20 protein-coding genes are annotated in these 22,213 nt (G+C 44.1%); all 20 read left to right on the forward strand.

Annotated features, from left to right (window positions below):
* Positions 1-442: histidinol dehydrogenase (locus WMO25_RS01580; RefSeq protein WP_349083668.1), on the forward strand; the 442-nt coding region annotated here is incomplete at its 5' end.
* Positions 443-1,030, forward strand: coding sequence for an imidazoleglycerol-phosphate dehydratase HisB (gene hisB / locus WMO25_RS01585; RefSeq protein ID WP_349083671.1), 588 nt, complete (start codon positions 443-445; stop codon positions 1,028-1,030).
* Between the two features lie 74 nt (positions 1,031-1,104).
* Positions 1,105-1,839, forward strand: a complete 735-nt coding sequence (locus tag WMO25_RS01590; RefSeq protein WP_349083674.1) for a 1-(5-phosphoribosyl)-5-[(5-phosphoribosylamino)methylideneamino]imidazole-4-carboxamide isomerase — start codon at positions 1,105-1,107, stop codon at positions 1,837-1,839.
* 17 nt (positions 1,840-1,856) lie between these two features.
* Complete coding sequence (gene hisIE / locus WMO25_RS01595) at positions 1,857-3,086, forward strand: bifunctional phosphoribosyl-AMP cyclohydrolase/phosphoribosyl-ATP diphosphatase HisIE (RefSeq protein WP_349083677.1); 1,230 nt, start codon at positions 1,857-1,859, stop codon at positions 3,084-3,086.
* A 53-nt stretch (positions 3,087-3,139) separates the two neighbouring features.
* Positions 3,140-3,268: a hypothetical protein gene (locus WMO25_RS01600; RefSeq protein WP_349083680.1), complete on the forward strand. Its 129-nt coding sequence runs from the start codon at positions 3,140-3,142 to the stop codon at positions 3,266-3,268.
* Between the two features lie 211 nt (positions 3,269-3,479).
* Entirely contained in the window at positions 3,480-6,122 is a 2,643-nt protein-coding gene (gene alaS / locus WMO25_RS01605; protein ID WP_227081469.1) for an alanine--tRNA ligase, read from the forward strand.
* 6 nt (positions 6,123-6,128) lie between these two features.
* Entirely contained in the window at positions 6,129-7,481 is a 1,353-nt protein-coding gene (locus tag WMO25_RS01610; protein WP_349083684.1) for a CapA family protein, read from the forward strand.
* 398 nt (positions 7,482-7,879) lie between these two features.
* Entirely contained in the window at positions 7,880-10,462 is a 2,583-nt protein-coding gene (gene xdh / locus WMO25_RS01615; protein WP_349083687.1) for a selenium-dependent xanthine dehydrogenase, read from the forward strand.
* A gap of 2 nt (positions 10,463-10,464) precedes the next feature.
* Complete coding sequence (locus WMO25_RS01620) at positions 10,465-10,944, forward strand: 4Fe-4S binding protein (RefSeq protein WP_215689456.1); 480 nt, start codon at positions 10,465-10,467, stop codon at positions 10,942-10,944.
* Positions 10,945-11,153: 209 nt separating this feature from the next.
* A complete protein-coding gene (gene rpsU, locus WMO25_RS01625) occupies positions 11,154-11,330 on the forward strand; it encodes a 30S ribosomal protein S21 (RefSeq protein WP_008400815.1) in 177 nt (58 codons plus the stop codon).
* A gap of 148 nt (positions 11,331-11,478) precedes the next feature.
* A complete protein-coding gene (locus tag WMO25_RS01630) occupies positions 11,479-12,438 on the forward strand; it encodes a DUF3878 family protein (protein WP_349083692.1) in 960 nt (319 codons plus the stop codon).
* Complete coding sequence (locus WMO25_RS01635) at positions 12,422-12,850, forward strand: hypothetical protein (RefSeq protein ID WP_349083695.1); 429 nt, start codon at positions 12,422-12,424, stop codon at positions 12,848-12,850. Before WMO25_RS01630 ends, WMO25_RS01635 begins: the two co-directional genes overlap by 17 nt.
* A gap of 361 nt (positions 12,851-13,211) precedes the next feature.
* Complete coding sequence (locus tag WMO25_RS01640) at positions 13,212-13,547, forward strand: YabP/YqfC family sporulation protein (protein ID WP_349083698.1); 336 nt, start codon at positions 13,212-13,214, stop codon at positions 13,545-13,547.
* Positions 13,548-13,604: 57 nt separating this feature from the next.
* Positions 13,605-14,912 (forward strand): sporulation protein YqfD, encoded by a 1,308-nt coding sequence (locus WMO25_RS01645; RefSeq protein ID WP_349083701.1) that lies wholly within the window; start codon positions 13,605-13,607, stop codon positions 14,910-14,912.
* A gap of 20 nt (positions 14,913-14,932) precedes the next feature.
* Positions 14,933-15,991 carry a PhoH family protein gene (locus tag WMO25_RS01650; RefSeq protein WP_349083702.1) on the forward strand — a complete coding sequence of 353 codons (1,059 nt, stop codon included), beginning with the start codon at positions 14,933-14,935 and terminating at the stop codon, positions 15,989-15,991.
* A 9-nt stretch (positions 15,992-16,000) separates the two neighbouring features.
* Positions 16,001-16,501, forward strand: a complete 501-nt coding sequence (ybeY, locus tag WMO25_RS01655; protein WP_015514097.1) for an rRNA maturation RNase YbeY — start codon at positions 16,001-16,003, stop codon at positions 16,499-16,501.
* Positions 16,502-16,582: 81 nt separating this feature from the next.
* Positions 16,583-17,674: a DUF3048 domain-containing protein gene (locus WMO25_RS01660; protein WP_349083705.1), complete on the forward strand. Its 1,092-nt coding sequence runs from the start codon at positions 16,583-16,585 to the stop codon at positions 17,672-17,674.
* A 20-nt stretch (positions 17,675-17,694) separates the two neighbouring features.
* Positions 17,695-19,323: a putative polysaccharide biosynthesis protein gene (locus WMO25_RS01665; protein WP_349083707.1), complete on the forward strand. Its 1,629-nt coding sequence runs from the start codon at positions 17,695-17,697 to the stop codon at positions 19,321-19,323.
* Between the two features lie 10 nt (positions 19,324-19,333).
* Positions 19,334-20,602: a BaiN/RdsA family NAD(P)/FAD-dependent oxidoreductase gene (locus WMO25_RS01670; protein ID WP_349083709.1), complete on the forward strand. Its 1,269-nt coding sequence runs from the start codon at positions 19,334-19,336 to the stop codon at positions 20,600-20,602.
* Positions 20,589-22,211 carry an NAD(P)/FAD-dependent oxidoreductase gene (locus WMO25_RS01675; protein ID WP_349083710.1) on the forward strand — a complete coding sequence of 541 codons (1,623 nt, stop codon included), beginning with the start codon at positions 20,589-20,591 and terminating at the stop codon, positions 22,209-22,211. The genes WMO25_RS01670 and WMO25_RS01675 overlap by 14 nt, the downstream gene beginning before the upstream one ends.
* Positions 22,212-22,213 lie beyond the last annotated feature (2 nt).

The raw sequence follows: 22,213 nt of genomic DNA on the forward strand, positions 1-22,213 counted from the left end.
TGAAGGCTTTACACAGGTGCTTTCCAGAAAAGCCATTATTGAGAAGTCTCTGGAGAATTACGGCCATATCCTGATTGCCTCATCCATTGATGAAGCAGTGGAGATTGCTAATGCTATTGCATCAGAGCATCTGGAAATTGTCACAGCCAATCCTTTCGAAGTCATGACAAAGATCCGCAACGCAGGTGCGATTTTTATCGGTGAGAACAGTTCCGAACCTTTGGGTGATTATTTTGCAGGACCGAACCACATCCTGCCGACAAACGGCACAGCCAAATTCTTCTCACCTCTGAGTGTGGATGATTTTGTGAAGAAATCCAGCATCATTTACTATTCAAGAGAAGCACTTGCAGCAAAGAAAGACGATATCATTCAGTTTGCCAAGGCTGAATCACTGACAGCTCATGCTAATTCCATAGCTGTACGTTTTGAGGATAAATAGATGGATAGAACAGCATCAATTTCAAGAACAACATCTGAAACAGATATAGCAGTGACATTGAATCTGGACGGCTCCGGCCGTTCAGATATTGATACAGGCATCGGTTTTTTTGATCATATGCTTCGAAGCTTTGCAAAACACGGTTTTTTTGACCTGACCGTTCAGGTGAAGGGTGATCTGGAAGTGGATTGCCATCACACCATTGAGGACACAGGGATTGTTCTTGGCGAGGCCATCAAGAAAGCACTGGATGATAAAAAGGGAATTCGCAGATATGGTTCTTTTGCGCTGCCGATGGATGAGACACTTGTTTTAACAGCTCTGGATCTGTCAGGGCGTCCTTACCTGTGTTTTGATGCTGACTTTACTGTTGATAAGGTCGGAGAATTTGACACAGAGATGGTCAGAGAGTTTTTCTATGCAATTTCATACAGCAGCGGCATGAATCTTCATATTCGTCAGCTGGCAGGGCAGAACAACCATCATATCATCGAAGCTATTTTCAAATCTTTTGCAAAAGCACTGGATGAGGCAGTAGGATATGATCCCAGAATTACAGATGTTTTGTCTACAAAAGGAACATTATAGCAGATGAGGCTGCCTCACCTGCTGTGTACTGCACAGATGTGTGCAGCAGGTCAGAATAAGAGAGGAGTGTGGCAGTGCGTATATATCCGGCAATTCATATTTCAGGTGGCAGATGCATCAATGAGCTGCCTGACGGGATAACAAGGGGTCGTATACTGACGTCTCAACCGTTGGAAATGGCCAGAAGGTGGCAGGATCAGGGAGCGGAATGTCTCCATGTTGTCGATCTGGACGGTGCGGATTCCGGTACTTCCGTGAATGGAACAGTGATCCGTGAGATCCTGGAGAATGTCCATATTCCTGTGCAGGTCGGTGGCGGTATTCGTTCTATTAAGGATATTGACCAGTATATGAATATAGGTGTACATCGTGTTGTCATCGGAACTCAGGCAATTGAGAATCCGGTTTTAATAAAGGAAGCTGTCCATCTGTTCGGCAGTGATAAGATTCTGGTATCTATTGATGCGAAAGATGGGCTTATTGCCACTGAAGGACGAAAGAAATTCAGTCATTATAACGCAACGACAGTGGCTTCCAACATGAAGGCAATGGGAATAGAATCCGTTATTTATACGGATATTCTCAGAAGAGGACTTTATAATGGTGCCGGTATCATGCAGGCACGGGAGATTGCACAGAAACTGCATATGAAGGTGATCTACAGCGGCGGAATTATTACCCTTAAAGACATCGAGGCATTCACAGATATGCCGATGGAGGGAATCATTATCGGAAGAGCGCTGTATGAATCCCGATTAAAGCTGTCCGAAGCAATCGAAGTGTGCAGATGGCATGAACGTTCAATTTGAGTCGAGGAGAATAGATTATGGAAGTTAAGAGTATATATCCGATTATCAATTTCAGTGATGAGGATGAGATTGCTGTTCAGTATGAACGTCTCGGTGCAGACGGTGTGATTATCATCAGTCCGGATTTTTCTGATGAGGCAATGCTGATCAAGAAAATCAGGAATATCTGTGAAAAGTCGGACTGCCGGTTATATATCTGGCAGCCATACAGAAGACTTGAGGATATTAAGAAAGTGCTTTATGCAGGGGCAGCAGGTGCCTGGATCGAGGCGACAGAGCAGACACTGATCAGAGAAGCAGCAGATCGTTTTGGCGCTGACAGAGTGGGAATGGTGATCAGTGAACCGAAGCTGGCAGCGGATGAATTCAAGTTGGCGAAAGAACTGAATCTGTCCAATATTTTTGTGACAGGCACCATTGAGAAGCTGCCGGAGACAGTAGGCGATCAGAAAGTGATCGCAACCTGCCGTTATGAGAACAAGGAAGGTCAGAAACAATTGCTGGCAGATGCCAATGTCAGTGCGATTGCCCTGATTTATGAGAATGAAACAGCAGCGTTGCCGAATATTCATGCCATGAAGGCAACCCTTGAGACAGACAGTGCGAAGTTTAATCTTTTCAGAAGCAGTCTGCCGTTTTCCTCATTCAAGTTAAACGGAGATGGCCTGATCCCTGTGATCGTACAGGATTTCAGAACAGCTGAGATTCTCATGATGGCCTATATGAATGAGGAAGCCTATGAGCAGACATTGCGTGAAGGTATGATGACCTACTGGAGCCGCAGCCGTCAGGAGTTATGGCGTAAGGGGGATACAAGCGGTCATTATCAGTATGTGAAATCATTGGACATTGACTGTGATCGGGACACGATTCTTGCCAAAGTCGAGCAGATTGGTGCGGCCTGCCATACAGGTCATCGCAGCTGTTTCTACACTAATCTTGCCAGCAAGGCCTATGACGGACGCAACCCGATGACTGTTTTTGATGATGTTATGGCAACGATTCTTGAGCGCAAGGAAAATCCAAAGGAAGGTTCCTATACGAATTATCTTTTTGATCAGGGTATTGACAAGATCCTCAAGAAAGTCGGAGAAGAGGCAGCGGAGATTATCATTGCAGCCAAGAATCCGGATTCCGATGAAGTGAAATATGAAATCTGTGATTTTCTGTATCATATGATGGTTTTAATGGCTGAAAGAGAAGTCTCATGGAAAGATATCACAAAAGAACTGGCGGAACGCCATTAAATGTGTTATAATATTTTCATGTATTGAATTTAGAACACAGGAGGCGGATCATTATGCTTACAGCATTTGCAACATATCTTGGCAAATTCGTATTCTTTATTGCAGTCGCAGCAGCTGGCTTTACAGCAGGCAAGAAGTTTAAAGCGTCAAAAAAGGCGAAAAATAGCACGACAGCAGAATAATCAAATTGACAAAGGCGGTATTTGATTTTATAATAAGAAACTGGTAGGTTTTGCTTACCAGTTTTCTTGTGTTATAGGTATTTAAGCATGGCTTGAATTTGAATCTGCAACGCAGAAAGCAGAATTTATACTGCAGTGGCGTTTTAGTCATTACAATGAAAAGAAAGAGCGGTTTCTTTAGGGTGCCGCTATAAACAGGAGGAATAAAGATATGGAAAGACCGTATAGTCTTAACGAATTGAGGAAGATGTTTCTGGAGTTCTTTGAGAGCAAGGGCCATCTGGCAATGAAGAGCTTCTCGCTGATTCCTCATAATGATAACAGTTTACTGCTGATCAACTCAGGTATGGCACCATTGAAGCCATATTTCACAGGCGCAGAGATTCCTCCGCGTCGTCGTGTAACTACATGCCAGAAGTGTATCCGTACAGGTGACCTGGAGAATGTTGGTAAGACAGCAAGACATGGTACATTCTTTGAAATGCTGGGCAACTTCTCATTTGGTGATTATTTCAAGCATGAAGCCATTGCATGGTCATGGGAATTTCTGACACAGGTTGTCGGACTTGATCCTGACCGTCTGTATCCGTCTATTTATCAGGATGACGATGAGGCATTTGATATCTGGAACAAGGAAATCGGTATTGCTCCGGAGCGTATCTTCCGTTTTGGCAAGGAAGATAACTTCTGGGAACATGGGGCAGGTCCTTGCGGTCCATGTTCAGAAATCTACTATGACCGTGGTGAGAAGTATGGCTGCGGTAAACCGGGCTGTACGGTCGGCTGTGATTGTGACCGTTATATGGAAGTATGGAACAACGTATTTTCACAGTTTAACAATGACGGACATAATCATTATACAGATCTTATCCAGAAGAATATTGATACAGGTATGGGTCTTGAACGTCTGGCTGTTGTTGTCCAGGATGTGGATTCTATTTTTGATGTGGATACAATTCAGGCACTGCGCAACAAAGTCTGCGATCTGGCAGGTGTGAAGTATCTTGAGAAGCATGAAACAGATGTTTCTATCCGTATCATTACAGACCATATCCGTTCAGCAACATTTATGATCTCTGATGGTATTATGCCATCCAATGAAGGCCGTGGCTACGTGCTCCGTCGTTTGATCAGACGTGCGGCAAGACATGGAAGACTTCTTGGTATTGAAGGCAAGTTCCTTGCAAAACTCAGTGAAACAGTCATTGAGACATCCAAGGACGGTTATCCGGAACTGGAAGAGAAGAAGGAATTTATCTTTAATGTACTGACACAGGAAGAAGATAAATTCAACAAGACTATCGATCAGGGTCTCAGTATTCTGAATGAGATGGAAGAGAAACTGTCAGCTGAAGGCAAGAAGGTACTTGACGGTGCAGATGCATTCAAGCTTTATGATACTTATGGTTTTCCAATGGATCTGACAAAGGAGATCCTTGAGGAAAAGGGTTATGATATTGATGAAGAAGGCTTTACTGTATGTATGCAGGAGCAGCGTCAGAAAGCAAGAGATGCCCGTAAGGTATCCAATTACATGGGTAAGGATGCCACTGTTTATGATGAAATCGATCCTTCAGTGACAAGCGTGTTTGTAGGTTATGAGAAGACAGAGTGTGAATCCCCAATTACTGTTCTGACAACAGAGACAGAATTGACAGATGCCCTGACAGACGGTCAGACAGGTACGATCTTTACACAAGAGACACCTTTCTATGCGACAAGCGGTGGACAGATGGCAGATACAGGTGTGATCACAGGTCCTGAAGGTACATTTGAGGTTAAGGATGTCGTTAAACTTCTGGGCGGCAAGATTGGCCATATCGGTGTTGTAACAAGCGGTATGTTCAAGAAGGGCGATGTTGTGAAGCTTGCCATCAACAAAGAGCAGCGAAGCGACACAGCCAAGAACCACAGTGCAACTCATTTGCTGCAGAAGGCACTGAGAATTGTCCTCGGTTCTCATGTAGAGCAGGCAGGTTCCTTTAACAATCAGGACAAACTGCGTTTTGACTTTACACATTTCTCAGCACTGACACAGGAAGAACTGGACAGAGTTGAAGCTATCGTGAACGAAGAAATCGCCAAGGGTCTTCCTGTTCTGACAAAGGTTATGAACATTGAAGATGCCAAGAAGACAGGTGCTATGGCACTTTTTGGTGAGAAATACAGTGATGATGTTCGTGTTGTATCCATGGGTGACTTCTCCAAAGAGCTTTGCGGCGGTACACACACAGATAATACAGCTTCTATTGCTGCCTTCAAGATCATTTCCGAGACAGGTGTCGCAGCAGGTGTACGTCGTATTGAAGCCCTGACAGGCAACGGCGTATTTAAGTATTATAAGGAAGTTGAAAAGGAACTTCATGAAGCTGCCAAGGCTGCAAAATGTGATCCTGCTCAGCTTGTAAAACGTATTGAGGGTCTGCACGAAGAAATCAAGACATTAACAGCGGAGAATAATCAGCTGAAGAATAAGATGGCGAAGGATGCCATGGGCGATGTCATGAATCAGGTGAAGGATGTGAATGGTGTTTCCTTCCTGCCTGTACATGTCAAAGATATTGATATGCAGGAACTGATGAATTTGGGCGATCAGCTGAAGGCTAAACTTGGTGACGGTGTTATTCTTCTGGCATCTGAAAACGGCGGCAAAGTAAGCCTTCTTGCTATGGCAACAGACGGTGCCATGAAGAAGGGCGCACATGCCGGCAATCTGATCAAAGCAGTGGCTAAGCTTGTCGGCGGCGGCGGCGGTGGCCGTCCGAATATGGCTCAGGCAGGCGGCAAGAATCCTGCCGGTATTAATCAGGCACTGGAGGCTGGTGCAGAAGAACTTGCAAAACAGCTTCATTAATGGCCTATGAAAGAAGTTAAGAAATTACTTGTTGTTCTTGTAGCGGCAGTGTTTTTTATCGGACTTTTCGTTCTCTGTGATAAGTATTCAGAGAACGTGAAGGCTGATTATGCGTCACAGATCAACCCATCGATTGTGAATCAGGGCAGCAGCGGTACAGGCAGTAAGGGGCAGACAGTGGATGCCGGCCAGCTGTCTGTGGAGAAAATGGTTCAGAATATGGTGACAAAGGATTATTCAGCGTCAGTGACTCTTGCAGCAGCAGGAGATATTCTCTGTCAGCAGTCTGTACTTGAGAAGGCCTATAACAGTGATTCGGAAAAATTCGATTTTTCGGATGATTTTCAGTATGTGAAGGACTTATTCCTGACATCCGATTATGCGGTTGCCACGCTGAAGACAACACTGGCTGGCAAGTATAACGGCAGTTCTGATGAATATTATGGTTATACCACGGAGGACAGCAATTACAATTCTCCGGAGGTGCTGGCGGATAATTTGAAGTCTGCCGGAATTTCTCTGGTGAACATTGCAACGAATCATGCACTGGATAGTGATGCCGCAGGCCTTGTTTCAACTATTGGCTATCTTGATCAGGCTGGTCTGGTGCATGTGGGTGCCGCAGCGACTGCTGACGGCAGTACAGATTATACACAGAATATCGGCGGCGTTAATATAGGTTTTATTGGATATACCAATTCCTCCAATGGTTATTCGTTGGATTCTGATGCAGAATGTGTGCTGAATACATTGAATGATTATGATGCGCAGTCTATAGAGACATTATGTAATCGTGTATCCGCAATGAAAGATGAGACGGATCTTGTGGTTGTGATGCTGAATTTCGGAAGTGTCGAATCAGACAGCATTGAAACAGATCAGCAGGCACTGGCTCAGAAGCTCTGTGATGCCGGTGCAGACCTGATTCTTGGTACAGGTTCAAGAGTGATGAAGCCTGTGGAGAAGCTTTCTTCTGAAGATGAGACGGGTCAAAGTACAAGAAGCTGTCTGGTGCTTTATGGTATGGGGGCACTCCTTTCCGGAGAGACATATGCTTCCAGCGAGAAGGATACAGATATCAGTGCAGTTTTTGATTTTAACATCGCTCGGAATGATTTTGGGGAAACGGCGATTCAGAGTTTTACTGTAACACCTGTTTATCTTAACTGGTATAATGACGCGATTCAGCCGATACCTGTCTGCGAAGCCAAGGATACGGATAAATATACAGAAATGTTGGATGACAATGCCATGGATAGAATCAACAGTGCTTATGAAGGAACGATTACCCATCTGCTGGATGGCAGCGGTCTGACAAGTACCTACGAGAATTATGCCTATCATGTCAGCTTACAGTAAGTATATCTGTTAGTTTTGAGCAATTGAATTTGAATAACACTTTAAAGATGCAATAGAAGAAGACGATGAAGTCTTTGGATATTGCATCTTTTTGCGTTTAGGTGCGCAATCGTGTGAAAAGCTTTTGATTTTCTATATATTGACAATCAATTAACATCATTGTATTGATTTGTATTCAATTTGTATCATTATAAATTTAAATTTGTTATTTTAATAACGAAATATTATGAATTTAAATGGAAAATAATAACAAAAAAATTTTTATAAACTAAAAAATTTTGTTAAAAACGAGTTGCAATTTGTTTAAAATATGATAAAATGAAAATATAGTTTTTGACATATTATGAAAATTGACGAAATAACCATCAATAGAGCAACAGGAAAGTTGAGGATTAAGGATGTATAGTTTCTTTGTAAATGGATGTCAGGTTTCGACATCAAAAAAACAATCTCTTTTGCGCTTCCTGCGGGATGAAATGCACCTGACGTCTGTCAAGGACGGATGCAGTCAGGGGGCCTGCGGTGCATGTACAGTGCTTATTGACGGAGAGACCTGTAAGGCCTGTGTGCTGCAGACAGATCGACTGGAGGGTCGATCGATCATCACTGTAGATGGTCTCAGTAAATGGGAATCAGAGGTTTACACGTATGCTTACGGTGAGGCCGGAGCTGTTCAGTGCGGTTTCTGTATTCCGGGTATGATCATGTGTACCAAGGGACTTTTGGACCGCAATCCGGATCCAACGGAAGAGGAGATTAAATATGCGCTTCGCAATAACTATTGCCGCTGTACCGGCTATGTGAAGATTATTGCCGCGGTAAAGCTGGCGGCAAAGATCATGCGTGCCGGTAAGATTCCGGCGGCAGGTGCGGATGACTGGCTGCTTGGTTCAAGGGTACACAGACTGGACGTGGAGGAGAAGGTGCTGGGTTACGGCAAATATCCGGATGATTACTATCTGGATGGCATGTGTTATGGTACGGCGCTCAGAAGTAAGTATCCGAGAGCAAGAGTTTTGTCGATTGATACAACAGCGGCGAAGGCTCTGCCGGGGGTTATTGATGTTTTTACGGCAGCAGATATCCCAGGAGAGAATAAGATCGGCCATTTGAAGCACGATCAGTATACAATGATCCCGGTAGGCGGATTGACGCATTATCTGGGAGATGCCATTGCACTTGTGGCGGCGGAGGATATGGAGACGGCAGAGAAGGCAAAGAAGCTCATTAAGGTTGAATATGAGGTACTGCCGGCTGTACATAATATTCAGGAAGCGGCTGCGGAAGGTGCACCTCTTGTATTTGATGAAGAGACAACCAATGTTCAGGCTTATAAACATGTCAGCAGAGGCAATGCAGATGAAGCCATCAGTAAGGCGGCACATGTGATTTCTCATCATTTTGAGACACCATGGACGGAACATGCTTTTCTGGAACCGGAATGTGCAGTGGCTTATATTGATGATGACGGGGATGTCATGATCATTTCTACAGACCAGTCTGCTTATTGCACATTCCATGAAAGCAGTCTGATGCTTGGCACAGACAAGGTGAAGTGCCAGAATGCCCTTGTAGGCGGCGGCTTCGGCGGCAAGGAAGACATGACAGTTCAGCATCTTGCTGCACTGATTACTTATCTGACGAGACGTCTGGTCAAAGTCCGTCTGACAAGAGCAGAATCTCTGCTGATCCATCCGAAACGTCATCACTTTGAGATGGATTTTACCATGGGTTGTGATGAAGAAGGCCATATTATGGGAGTCAAGGCGAAAGTGGCTTCTGATACAGGTGCTTTTGCATCCCTTGGCGGTCCGGTACTGGAACGTGCCTGTACCCATGCAGCAGGTCCATACGCCTATGAGAATTTTGAGATCGAGGGAAGGGCTTATTATACCAATAATCCGCCGGCGGGCGCCTTCAGAGGCTTTGGTGTGACTCAGACGTGCTTTGCCACAGAGACACTGCTGAATATGATGGCAGATGAGATTGGTATTACACCTTGGGAGATCCGTTACCGCAATGCCATTCGTCCGGGAGGTGTTCTTCCGAATGGGCAGATCGTAGATGAATCCACAGGTCTTGTAGAGACACTGGAGGTTGTGAAGGAAGAATACGAAGCCGCGCTGGCTGCGGGCAAACCGGTGGGTATCGCCTGTGCGATGAAGAATGCCGGTGTCGGTGTTGGTATTCCTGACTGGGGCCGTGTGAAGCTGATTGTTGAGGAGGATGCAAAGCTTCATATTTATTCCGGAGCCTCCTGTATTGGTCAGGGACTTGGAACAGTGCTTGTGCAGATGACTGTGACGAATACAGATCTTAAGAGAGATGATATTGTTTATGAGCGAAGCAATACATGGATCGCACCGGATTCAGGAACGACATCCGGTTCAAGACAGACTATGATCACCGGTGAAGCCTGCAGGAGAGCCTGTGAGAAGCTCATGGAAGCAAAGGGCAGCGATAAGTCATTAAAGGATTTGATCGGCCAGGAATTCTATGGGGATTATCTTGCAAAGACAGATCCGCTGGGGGCAGATGTGCCGAATCCTGTTTCACATGTGGCCTATGGGTATGCTACGCAGGTTTGCATTCTTAATGAGAAGACAGGCAAGATCGACCGGATGATTGCAGCCCATGATGTGGGCAAGGCTGTCAATCCATTGTCCTGCGAAGGACAGATTGAAGGCGGTGTGGTGATGTCCATCGGTTATGCGGTGCGTGAAAAATACCCGATCGATGAGAACTGCAAGCCGATTGAAAAATATGGATCCATTGGCCTTTTTAGAGCCCATGAGATACCGAAGATCGATGCCATTGTCATTGATAAGCCGGGGTTAAATGTTGCCTGCGGTGCTATCGGTATCGGTGAGATCACATCCATACCGACTGCGCCGGCTATCACAGATGCGTATTACCGTTATGACGGCAGCAGACGTTATGTTCTGCCGATTGACAATACCCCTTATGAGAGGAAGGAATAAATATGGCTGTTAAGAAGAAATTTCCTTATCGTTCAGCATTGGTGGCCTGTAATGGAGGATGTCATGTACAGGAAGGACAGAGCTGTGAAAATGGCTGTATCGGCTGCGGCATATGTGTGTCAGTCTGTCCGTTCCAGGCGATTGTCATCAATGAAAATGGTGTGGCACAAGTAGATGAAGCAAAATGTGTTGCCTGCGGCAAATGCGTGCGTGAATGTCCGAAACAGGTGATCCATATCCATGAATGTGCCAATTATATTGTGGTTCGTTGTTCTAACCGACAGAATGGCAAAGAAGCCAGACAGGTCTGCTTGGCCAGCTGCATCGGCTGCGGTATCTGTGAGAAGACCTGCACAGCTGGTGCTATCAAGGTAACAGAGCACTGTGCAGTGATTGATGAATCTGTCTGTCTCAGCTGTGGCATGTGCGTGGTTAAGTGTCCGCGTCACGTTCTGACAGATTTAAGAGGAATTATCTGTTAGAATCGCATAGTGGGCGGCCAAAAGCACAGATGAAGCGCATATGATGAGGTTTGTTGGTCGGTGTCGGCGCTGTCCATGAAAAAAGACGGATAGAGTGATAAAAAATAGTTGACGAATTAAAAATTTATGGTATAATGCTTTTAGTGCTATGAATATACCCACAGTTGTATCAGCACAATACACAACTGGAGGGAGGTAAGGTGTGAGCTATGTCGAATGTAATCGTTAAAGAAAACGAAACTTTAGATAGTGCTTTACGCAGATTTAAAAGAAACTGCGCTAAAGCCGGTATTCAGCAGGAAATTCGCAAAAGAGAGCATTACGAAAAACCAAGCGTAAGACGTAAGAAGAAATCAGAGGCAGCTAGAAAACGTAAGTATAAATAAGCTGTAGTTCTCGTATTGCAGTATGAAAGAATCAAAGGGTTGTTTCCGTTTAGGAAGCAACCCTTTTTTCGTAAAAGTTCTGCAGATATGGCACGTGTACATCGTTTTCGAAGGAATTGTAGCCGACAATGAATTAAGAGGGAAAGTTATGGAAAGAGCATTTGCTATGTTGGCTGAACTTCTGCAGCAGGAGCAGTTTGAGCTGCTTATATCGGAGGAGGATCAGACGGATCACAGTGTAGAGACGGATATTCGCCTTGTCTATTTGATGAATGATGCAGTGGAAAGCTTTCTTGTTTTTAAAGAAGCGAAAATGACCGGAAAGTATCTGAGAGACTATGAGGGTATGCTGGACGCGACACTCAGCAAAGAGGAAGAAACTTATATTCTGACTGTATGGCAGGATGATCAGGCATTGACAATCTTTTTTAAGCAGTTGGAACTGGAAGTTCATCTTTATGAATATGGCGAGGTTGCGCATTTCTGGGTGCCGGGATATGAATATCTGCGTCTTTTGGAGTATCAGATTGCCATTTTGCGGGACAAATATGATTACCTTGGAGAAAATTACTGCACGGATATTGAAAAGAAACTGGCTCAGTTGGCGGATTTTCCGCCTTTAAATGATACATGTTATCCTGCGGTGCCGGAGAAATATCTGGTACCGAGAGTCAATGGGTGGAGGCCAACAAAGGCGGCAATTGATGTGATGATTGAATTGGCTGGAGAAGTCAATGATCGAAGCATGATCAGAAATTTGAAACTATACAGGAAGTGTCATGGAAGGTGGATGACACGGAGGATTGCCGGAATGCTGTGTCAGACGATACATCAGCAGTTGATTGTTCTGATTTTCGAAAAAATGCAGGAGGGAACCAGACATTACTCAAAACGTATTTTTGATGAAAAAATTGAAGATGAGTTTAATCGTCGATTAAAAAAGGCAGTGAAGTGGCAGCAGAAATTGATTGCTAGCGGTATCAGAGCCCTGGTGTACCGGGAAGAACCATTTACGACAGCAAAGGACAGTCTGGAATTTCATGTTTACCTTATGATTGATGAAAAGTGCAGAAAAAACAGGAAGGTTCGAATTGAAGAAGTCAGATGAAGGTGCACTTACTATTACGACAATCAGTGGTGCTTTATACATGGATTATAAGAATGATATTTCATTTTTGATAGACAGCACATTGAATTTATATGAGCATCAGTCAACGTGGAATCCGAATATGCCGCTTTGTGGATTGGGATATTTTGCGCGATTATATGAAGACTATGTCCGATTGAATGAACTGAATATTTATTCTGAGACGCGTCTTAAACTGCCAAAACCTCAGTATTTTGTCTTTTACAATGGCACAAAGGCTGAACCTGACAGACAGATTCTAAAATTAAGCGATTCATTTCCAGATGATGATATACAATCGCATCTCGAAGTTATGGTAGTTGCATTGAATATTAATTATGGCCATAATAGAGAACTTATGGAGAAGTGCCGGAAGATCTTAGAAGAATACTAGGAGAGCAGAAGAATTCAGCGATACTCAGGAAGTGGAGTGAGTTGGCAGCACAGGTAGACTCAATCGAGAAATTTCAAAGTGAAGTGAAGAATGCTCTATAGGATTGATATGTGAAGTAAAGAATAAATTCTTTTAACCAGATGATACTAAATTTCATCTGGTTAAAGGGATTTTTATGTTATTAAGAGCGAATGATGTTTAGCTTTAGCCTGAGTTCGGTTTTTTGTATGGAAAAAGTGGAATACCTAAAAGGATTGCTGATAACAGAAACACTTGCCAGAAAAATGATTGAATTTGAATAACAATGGTATGTTTAACAGCTGCGTGCATAAACTGATGTGAGGAGAATGTGGAGGCGGCAATGGTGAAACAGCATAAGCGTTTTGTTCAAAATCAGGTTCAGACACATTTTTCTCAAAAAGAGAAGAAAAAGTATCCTTTATGGAAGATTGCCATGGCAACTTTTTTTCAAGTGCCGGATGAGACTTTGGCGACCTTGCCGGTTTTTTATGGTGTTGGCAGACATCGGCTTCGGGTGGAAAATTATTCCTCTATACAAATTTATCAGGAGGAAAAGATTGTACTTCATTGTCCGAAAATGTCTGTGACGATTGTCGGAAAAGCGCTTCAGATTATCTGTTTGAATGAGGATGAGGTGACGATAGAGGGCTACATAGAGCATATAGAATATCGCTGAAAAAACAGTATAAAGTAAGGATATTGATGATGACAGCAAATATAAAGGAGGCGCATCATGTCCGTCGTGTCAAATCAGGTGCGGTGTCTTGTGACAGGTGAAGAAACCCTGCGCTTTGTGAATCTCTGCAGAAATAACGGCATTGAGCTGCGGCATTTAATCCGAAAGGAGAATGCTATACAGATGGAAATAGATGCAAAGAGTTTTAAAAAGCTGAGACCTTTGGTTCGGAAAACACATGTGAAAATACATATTCTGGATCGGCAGGGGCCGGCTTTTTTCTTTTACAGACATAAGCGGCGATGGTGGTTTTTGTTGGGGATGATGGTTTTTGCCGGCATGATCTATATATTGTCTCTCTTTGTCTGGCAAATTGATATTGACGGTAACCGCAAATATACGGATGCCTTGATTTTACAGGCATTGGCGAAGATGGATGTGAAGACCGGATGCCGAAAATCAGAGATTGATCTTCCGAAAATTGAAGAAGAATTAAGGATTATGTACAATGAAATTACCTGGGTGTCGGCCAGTATCGCGGGAACAAAACTGCAGATTGAACTGCGGGAAGGTGATTTGAAAATATCCGGAAGTTCAGGAGGCGGGCAGACAGGAAATGTGAAGCGTGTTGAGAATCGAGAGAATAACCCCAAAACGCAGAATGGTGAAAGTGAGACTGATTTGCCGGCAAATTTGGTGGCAGATGAAGATGCGATTATTACCAATTTGGTGGTACGGCGGGGGACAGTTGCAGTCCGCTATGGTGATGAAGTCAAAAAGGGTGATGTACTGATTGAAGGAAAAGTGTATATTTATAATGAAGATGAAACACTGAAAAAAGTGGATTATTTGACCGCGGAAGGAGATGTTTTCGGAAAATATCAAGAATTATATGAGAAACATTATCAGCGAAAACATGAAGTGCGCAGCTATACGGGGAAAAATTATCGAGAACTTGGGGTGGCAATAGTCGGAAAGAGCTTTTGCCTGCCTGTATGGGAGAACATTTTAAAAAAGCAATTGGAGGAGAATACTTTAAGTGAAGTATGGTCCTGGAAGAAGCAGTTCAGGCTGACACCGACTTTTTATTTGCCTTTTGCACTGGAGTATACGGAGTATGTTCCTTATGAAAATGTTGTGGAAGAGTATACCGATGAGGTCATCAAAAAGATGGCGGAAGAGGAATTGCAGAAGTATTTGAATGAATTGGAGAAAAAAGGGGTTCAAATTATCTCGAATAGTGTTACAATATCACTAGATGCTGACGGAGGTCATGTTAAGGGAACACTGATTCTGGATGGGCCGATTGGAAAAGAAGTGCCCATCAGCAGTGAGCATATGGCATCGACGCGGCATAATGAATAGATGGAGGATTATGCGACAGGATGAGTATTACTGAAGAAATCATTGATATCCCTGCGGAACATATCAGAAATGTATTTGGCGAATTTGATCATTATATCAAAAATATCGAACGGGCTTTGAATGTGACCATTATCGCCAGAGGCGGCAGCCTGAAGATTATTGGTGAAGCTGCAAAAACAAAGCGGGCAGTGAATGTACTGAATCAATTGATTCAATTATCTGTCAACGGAGAGGTTATTACAGATCAGAATGTTAATTATACGCTGGCACTGAGTATGGAAGATAAACAGGAGAAAGTGACGGAGCTTTACGATGAACTGATCTGCCATACCATTGGCGGACGGCCGATCAAGCCGAAGACGCATGGACAGAAGAATTATATTCGCAATATCCGTGAGAAAATGATTGTATTCGGTGTAGGTCCCGCCGGCACGGGCAAGACATATCTTGCCATGGCTATGGCTATTACGGCCTTTAGGAATAATGAAGTCAATCGAATCATTTTGACAAGACCGGCTATTGAGGCAGGTGAGAAACTCGGTTTTTTGCCGGGAGATTTGCAGAGTAAGATTGATCCTTACTTGAGACCTTTATATGATGCGCTGTATGAGATCATGGGAGCAGAAAGTTTCCAGAAGAACATGGAAAAGGGATTAATTGAGGTGGCGCCTCTTGCTTATATGAGAGGGCGTACCCTTGATAATTCGTTTATTGTTTTGGATGAGGCGCAGAATACAACACCGGCTCAGATGAAGATGTTCCTGACCCGTATCGGTTTTGGCTCCAAGGTTATTGTGACAGGTGATTTAAGTCAGAAGGATCTGCCAACAGGGCAGCAGTCTGGACTGGATGTGGCACTGAAAGTGTTAGGCGGCATTAATGATATTGGGATTTGTATGCTTTCCAGCCAGGATGTTGTGAGACATCCGCTGGTACAGAAGATTGTCAAGGCTTATGATGATTATGAAGCGAAGCAGAAGCATTTGTCAAAAGACGGTCTGAAGAAAGATGAAGCAGCCGGGGCTAGAACAAAGCGATCATCAGTACGCAGAAAGATAAGCGAACGAGGACATAAATAGGAGGAGTTTATGACAGTAAATATTGATTATGAAGCAGATAAGAAGCTTGATTTTGACTATGAGAAGATTATCAGGGAGGTCATCAATGGTGCCCTTGATTTTGAAGAATGTCCCTATGAAACAGAAGTAAATGTGGTTTTGACAACGAATGATGAAATTGCAATGATTAACAGAGACTACAGAGATCTGTTCAAACCGACAGATGTGTTGTCATTTCCAATGATTGACTATGTACGGCCGGGGGATTTTTCAGTATTGGAGGAGGGATTGACAGAAGATTTCTTCAACCCGGAGAGTGGTGAACTGATATTGGGGGATATTATTTTGTCTGTGGACAAGATTATTGAGCAGGCTGCAAGTTATGGCCATTCCCAGCAGAGGGAATTGGGCTTTCTTGTGGCTCATAGTATGCTGCATTTGTTCGGATATGACCATATGCAGGATGAAGAGCGGGAAGTGATGGAGGAGAAGCAGAGAGACATTTTGAATATGCTGAATCTGAAGCGTTAGTGTATGTAGGACGGAAGGATTCAGAGATATTTTTAGTGGAAAGACAACAACACAAATTTATAAGATAATGGGGGTAGTTTTATGAAAAAGATGAAATATGGTATGACAGCTGTATGTTTGGCAGTAGGTATGATGCTGGCAGTAACTGCTTGTGGCGGTAAGAAGACAGAATCAACGGAAACAGAGACTCAGACTGCAGTTACGGTTGAAACACAGACAGAAAGTGAGACAGAAACGGAAGCAGAGACGGAAGCAGCTTTGCCTGCCGGCGAAATGTACAGTTATCTGACTGGAGAGCCTGTCAGTGAGACAATTGGAAAGCAGCGTCCGTATGCGATTATGATCAATAACATTGATGTGTCGCTTCCGCAATCTGGTGTCAGTCAGGCTGAAATGATTTATGAAGCACAGGTAGAAGGCGGTATTACGCGTCTTCTGGCTCTTTTTCAAGATGTGGATAACGTTGAAAAAATTGGGTCTGTCCGGAGTGCAAGACATAATTATATTGATTTTGCCAATGATAATGATGCTATTTATGTACACTATGGTCAGTCAAGGTTTGCACTTGAACGTATTGAAAATGAGAATATTACGACAATTCATGGCATATCAAGCTATGAACCGAAAGTTTTTTATCGTTCAACGGATCGTGTAGCACCACATAATGTCTATACAACCGGCAAAATGCTGGCAGCGGGACTTGAAGTCACAGGCCTTACCAGAGATTATCCGGAGGGATATACACCGCGACTGCAGTTTAATCATGTTGATACGGAGCTGAAAGACGGAATAAATGCACAAAAAGTGAATATTCCATTTGACTCGAAGCCATATTTCACATATAATACTGAGGATGGTCTTTACTATCGCTATCAGTTTGGTGAAGCCCATATCGACCGGGAGAATAATGAACAGCTGGCCTTTAAGAACATTATTGTTCAGTATGTAGCTCAGAAGTCCATCAGCGAAGAAGATTATCAGGATATGACGTTGAATGGTTCTGGCAAGGGACTGTATATTACAGATGGCAAAGCTGAAGAGATTACATGGAAAAGAAATGATAATGCAGATAAGACGAAATACTATGATGCATCAGGCAATGAGATTTCCTTGAATCCTGGAAAAACATTCTTCGAGGTCGTATCAGACAGTAAAACTGTCACTTTAGAATGATATAGACAAGAGGTGTATGAATGGGAAGCTCTTCCAAAAGCAAAAACAAAGGCGGCGATATCATTGTGCAGGGGTCGATCCTGGCCGCTGCACAGATTATTGTCCGCCTGATTGGGCTGTTCTACCGTATTCCGCTCCAGCGAATTTCAGGAGATGTTGCAATGGGGTATTACGGCTACGCATATGATATTTATATGTTACTGTTGCTTGTTTCGTCCAATGGTGTGCCGCTGGCAGTCAGTAAGTTGGTGTCAAAGACGCATGCCAAACGGGATTATACCAATGAACACAGAATTATGGTCAGTGCCCTTTTGTGGACACTGGTTGTGGGATCTGTGATCGGCCTTGGTACATTTATTTTTGCGAAACAGATTACAAGTGCTGTATTTGGCCCTGAGATGATGGGGGTGGTGCCGGCACTCAGAGTTCTGGCACCGACAATTTTCTTCTGTTGTGTCATGAGTACTTTCAGAGGTTATTTTCAGGGAATCGGCAGCATGATGCCTACAGCCATTTCACAGATTTTTGAACAGATTTTTAATGCAGTTGTCAGTGTAGCAGCCGCAGCAATCCTTGTATCCCAGGGACCTGCATGGGCCGCCATGGGCGGTACCCTCGGTACCTGTATCGGTGCACTTGCAAGCACGATTTTCCTGATTATTATATATATGTTGTATCGTCCACGGTTTATGCATCGTGTACACAAGGATAAACTGCATCAGCCGGAATCCTATAAGAATATTTATAAAGTGTTAACACTGACGATGGCACCGGTTGTTTTGAGTTCTGTTATTTATCAGGTGAGCGGCATTATTGATTCTTCTTTGTATAGTAATATTTTAGCTAAACTTGGCTATGATGCAGAACTGATTTCATCTTTATATGGCGTCTACAGCAGCAAGTATAAGATGCTTGTGAATGTACCGATGGCGATGGCAACAGCACTTGGATTGGCCGTTGTCCCGGGTATTTCATCAGCCATGTTAAGAGGGGACAGAGAAGAAATTCACAGCAAAATAGAGACAACAGTTAAATTCTGTATGATCATTGCAATCCCGGCCTGTGTAGGTTTATCCGTGCTTGGCGGATCGATCATGCAGCTGCTGTTTAATGATTCATCTGCGCTGACAAGACATTTGATTACGATCGGTACACCGTATCTGTTGTTTTATTCTTTGTCGACGGTAACGATTGGTGCGCTTCAGGGAATTGACAAAATGAACACACCGATTGTGAATTCAGGTATTGCTCTGGCGATTCATACGGTATTTATCGTAATTCTGCTGAGATTCTGTGATATGAATATTTACGCAATTTTATATAGTAATATTCTATTTGGTTTCCTGATGTGTATTTTTAATCAGGTTGCTTTAAGACGTTATATTGGTTATGAACAGGAAGCAAAACAGACATTTCTGATACCTGCAGCTGCATCGGCGGTGATGGGCGTAGCTACATTTATTGTTTATAAGGGTGTTTATTTTGTTTTACATATCAATGCAATTGCAACATTGCTGGCAATCATTGTCGCAGTGGTTGTTTATGCAGTGGCATTGCTGAAGTTCCATGGTCTGACGGAGGAAGAATTATATTCTTTCCCGAAGGGAACAACACTGAGTGTGTATTTAAAACGTTTTCATTTGATATAAGGAGCCTTGTATGATTTACGATGTATGTATCATCGGAGGAGGCGCTTCCGGACTGGCTGCAGCGATTGCAGCCGGGAGGGAAGGAGCCTCAGTTTTAGTTATTGAAAGAATGGATAAAACCGGCAAGAAGATTCTGGCAACGGGCAATGGCAAGTGTAATCTGACCAATCAGGCCATTCGAAGGGGCTGTATTTCCTCCGGTGTTTACAGATCCGGGCAGGAGGTGTTTCCGCTTCATGTACTGGAGAATTTTGATGCCGGTGATACACTGGCTTTTTTTGAATCCATGGGGCTTTATACAAAAGCGCGAGATGGTTATGTATACCCGATGTCTGAACAGGCCGCATCGGTCCGGGATATATTGTGCTGGGAACTGGCAGAGCAGAAAGCCGATGTGGTAACCGGACAGGAAGTAAAGAAGATCAGAGTTGGCGGTAAAGGTTTGTCGAAGGGCGGTTTTACCGTTTATTCGGTAGACAATGTTTATCAATGCAGAAAACTGATCATGGCCTGTGGCGGCGCATCTGCATCCAAACTTGGCAGCAACGGTTCCGGATACAGACTGGCAGAGTGTCTTGGACATCATGTGTCTGCACCGGTGCCTGCATTATGTGCGCTTCATTGTAAGGAGAAATATTTTAAAGAACTGGCGGGAATTCGTCTTCAGGGTAGGGTAAGACTTCTTACAGGCGGCAAAATGGCTGCGGAGGACAGCGGTGAAATCCAATTGACTGCGTATGGTATTTCAGGAATTCCGGTGTTTCAGGTGAGTCGTTACGCCGCGAAAGCTTTGCAAATGAAAAAACCAGTGACAGCGGTACTTGATTTGATGCCAGCTGTCAGCGACAAAGGACTTCGTGCCAGACTGATGTGGCAGATGCATGCCAGTCCGAAGTGGACAATGCGGATGGTGCTTTCGGGAATGATGAATAGTAAGCTGGCAGCCTGTCTGTTAAAATGCGCTGGCATAGACGGCGGACAGCCATGCTGCAAAGTAGATGATCGTGCACTGGAGCGTTTGATTGCACTGGTGAAACATCACGAAGTGCATATTAACGCGACAAACGATTTTGAACAGTCCCAGGCAACAGCCGGAGGGGTTGATACAAGAGAAATAGATGAGAAGAATATGGCATCAAAAATTGTAAGAGGACTTTATTTTACCGGAGAATTATTGGATGTTGATGGCATCTGCGGAGGATACAATCTGCAGTGGGCCTGGGCAACTGGTATTCTTGCAGGTTCAGATGCCGGAAGGAGCTGCCGTGTTAAAGGTTAATCAGATTAAACTGCCTCTGAACCATTCAAAAAACCAATTAAAAGAGGCGATTGTGCATAAATTGCGTATCAGACCGGAGGAGATGATAGATTACCGGATTCTCAAACAATCAATCGATGCGAGAAAATCCGGAAAAGGCGGGCATGCCGGGGAAGTTCTTTATCAGTATTCCGTGGCAGTGACATTAGCAAATGAAAAGCAGTATCTGAAAAAGCATCATGCCAATAAAGATATACTGCCTTATACACCGGTCATCTATCAGATGCCGGAAAAGGCAGCGGACAAACCAGCAAAGCCTCCGGTAATCATCGGCAGCGGACCGGCCGGCCTGTTCTGTGGGCTCATGCTGGCCAGACAGGGATATGATCCGATTATTCTGGAGCGGGGAAGTGAAGTTCACACCCGTATGGAGAAGGTGAATGCCTTCTGGGCAGGCGGTAAGCTTGATAAGGAGTGCAATGTACAGTTTGGTGAGGGCGGTGCCGGTACTTTTTCAGATGGCAAGCTCAATACTCTTGTCAAGGATCCTTTTGGACGACAGAGAAAGGTTATGGAGACTTTTGTAGAGGCGGGAGCACCGGAAGATATCTTATATGTGCAGAAGCCGCATGTGGGGACAGATCTGCTTGTAGGGATTGTTGAAAGACTTCGCAATGAGATACTTTCTCTGGGCGGTCAGGTGCACTTTGATTCAAAAGTGACAGATTTTGTGATAGATGCTCAGAATCATATTAGAGGGGTTATTGTCAATGACCGTGAGAAAATTGAAGCTGACCAGGTTGTTCTGGCAGTGGGACATAGTGCCAGGGATACCTTTGAGAAACTTTTGGAGAGAAAGATTAGCATGGAGCCAAAGCCGTTTGCTGTCGGTGTGCGCGTGGAGCATCCGCAGTCAATGATTAATGCATCCCAGTATGGCAGCGTAGCAGACCAGCTTCCGGCAGCCAGTTACAAATTAACTTACCGGACGGGTAAGGGGCGCCAGGTGTATACATTCTGTATGTGTCCCGGCGGCTATGTAGTGAATGCTTCTTCAGAAGAAGGCATGTGTGCGGTGAATGGTATGAGCAACCGTGGACGTGACGGTGCCAATGCCAACAGTGCGGTGATCGTGGGCGTTTCACCGGAGGATTTCGGCAGTTCGGATATTCTTGCCGGGATGGCTTTTCAGCGAAAATGGGAGAAACTGGCTTATGAAGAAGGTCGGGGACTTGTGCCGGTGCAGCTTTTCGATGATTTCAAAGAAAAAAAAGTCTCAGAGCGTTTTGGAGCGGTGAAGCCCGAACATAAAGGCGGTTATCATTTCGGCAATTTATGGCATTGCCTGCCGACGTTTGTCTGTGAAAGTCTGGTAGAAGGCATTGATGCTTTCGGCAGAAAGATCAAAGGTTATGACAGACCCGATGCTATTCTTTCAGGTGTTGAAACGCGAACATCTTCACCGGTGCGAATACCGAGAGATGAACATTTTGAAAGCAATGTGGGGGGGCTTTACCCATGCGGTGAGGGAGCCGGTTATGCAGGCGGCATTACAAGTGCTGCTATGGATGGCCTGCGTGTAGCGGAAGCTGTAGCAGCGGCTTATGCCGCTGTTGAACAGGCAAAGTAGAA

The organism is Coprococcus intestinihominis (genome assembly GCF_040096555.1).
Classification (GTDB): domain Bacteria; phylum Bacillota; class Clostridia; order Lachnospirales; family Lachnospiraceae; genus Coprococcus_A; species Coprococcus_A intestinihominis.

Bases quoted from the DNA above. Each gene is read 5' to 3' on its own strand.
- WMO25_RS01610 (WP_349083684.1), top strand. From the start codon at position 6,129: ATGAAAGAAGTTAAGAAATTACTTGTTGTTCTTGTAGCGGCAGTGTTT.
- WMO25_RS01640 (WP_349083698.1), top strand. From the start codon at position 13,212: ATGGTGAAACAGCATAAGCGTTTTGTTCAAAATCAGGTTCAGACACAT.
- WMO25_RS01645 (WP_349083701.1), top strand. From the start codon at position 13,605: ATGTCCGTCGTGTCAAATCAGGTGCGGTGTCTTGTGACAGGTGAAGAA.
- rpsU (WP_008400815.1), top strand. From the start codon at position 11,154: ATGTCGAATGTAATCGTTAAAGAAAACGAAACTTTAGATAGTGCTTTA.
- WMO25_RS01665 (WP_349083707.1), top strand. From the start codon at position 17,695: ATGGGAAGCTCTTCCAAAAGCAAAAACAAAGGCGGCGATATCATTGTG.
- xdh (WP_349083687.1), top strand. From the start codon at position 7,880: ATGTATAGTTTCTTTGTAAATGGATGTCAGGTTTCGACATCAAAAAAA.
- ybeY (WP_015514097.1), top strand. From the start codon at position 16,001: ATGACAGTAAATATTGATTATGAAGCAGATAAGAAGCTTGATTTTGAC.
- alaS (WP_227081469.1), top strand. From the start codon at position 3,480: ATGGAAAGACCGTATAGTCTTAACGAATTGAGGAAGATGTTTCTGGAG.
- WMO25_RS01670 (WP_349083709.1), top strand. From the start codon at position 19,334: ATGATTTACGATGTATGTATCATCGGAGGAGGCGCTTCCGGACTGGCT.
- WMO25_RS01630 (WP_349083692.1), top strand. From the start codon at position 11,479: ATGGAAAGAGCATTTGCTATGTTGGCTGAACTTCTGCAGCAGGAGCAG.
- WMO25_RS01650 (WP_349083702.1), top strand. From the start codon at position 14,933: ATGAGTATTACTGAAGAAATCATTGATATCCCTGCGGAACATATCAGA.
- hisB (WP_349083671.1), top strand. From the start codon at position 443: ATGGATAGAACAGCATCAATTTCAAGAACAACATCTGAAACAGATATA.
- hisIE (WP_349083677.1), top strand. From the start codon at position 1,857: ATGGAAGTTAAGAGTATATATCCGATTATCAATTTCAGTGATGAGGAT.
- WMO25_RS01620 (WP_215689456.1), top strand. From the start codon at position 10,465: ATGGCTGTTAAGAAGAAATTTCCTTATCGTTCAGCATTGGTGGCCTGT.
- WMO25_RS01660 (WP_349083705.1), top strand. From the start codon at position 16,583: ATGAAAAAGATGAAATATGGTATGACAGCTGTATGTTTGGCAGTAGGT.
- WMO25_RS01600 (WP_349083680.1), top strand. From the start codon at position 3,140: ATGCTTACAGCATTTGCAACATATCTTGGCAAATTCGTATTCTTTATT.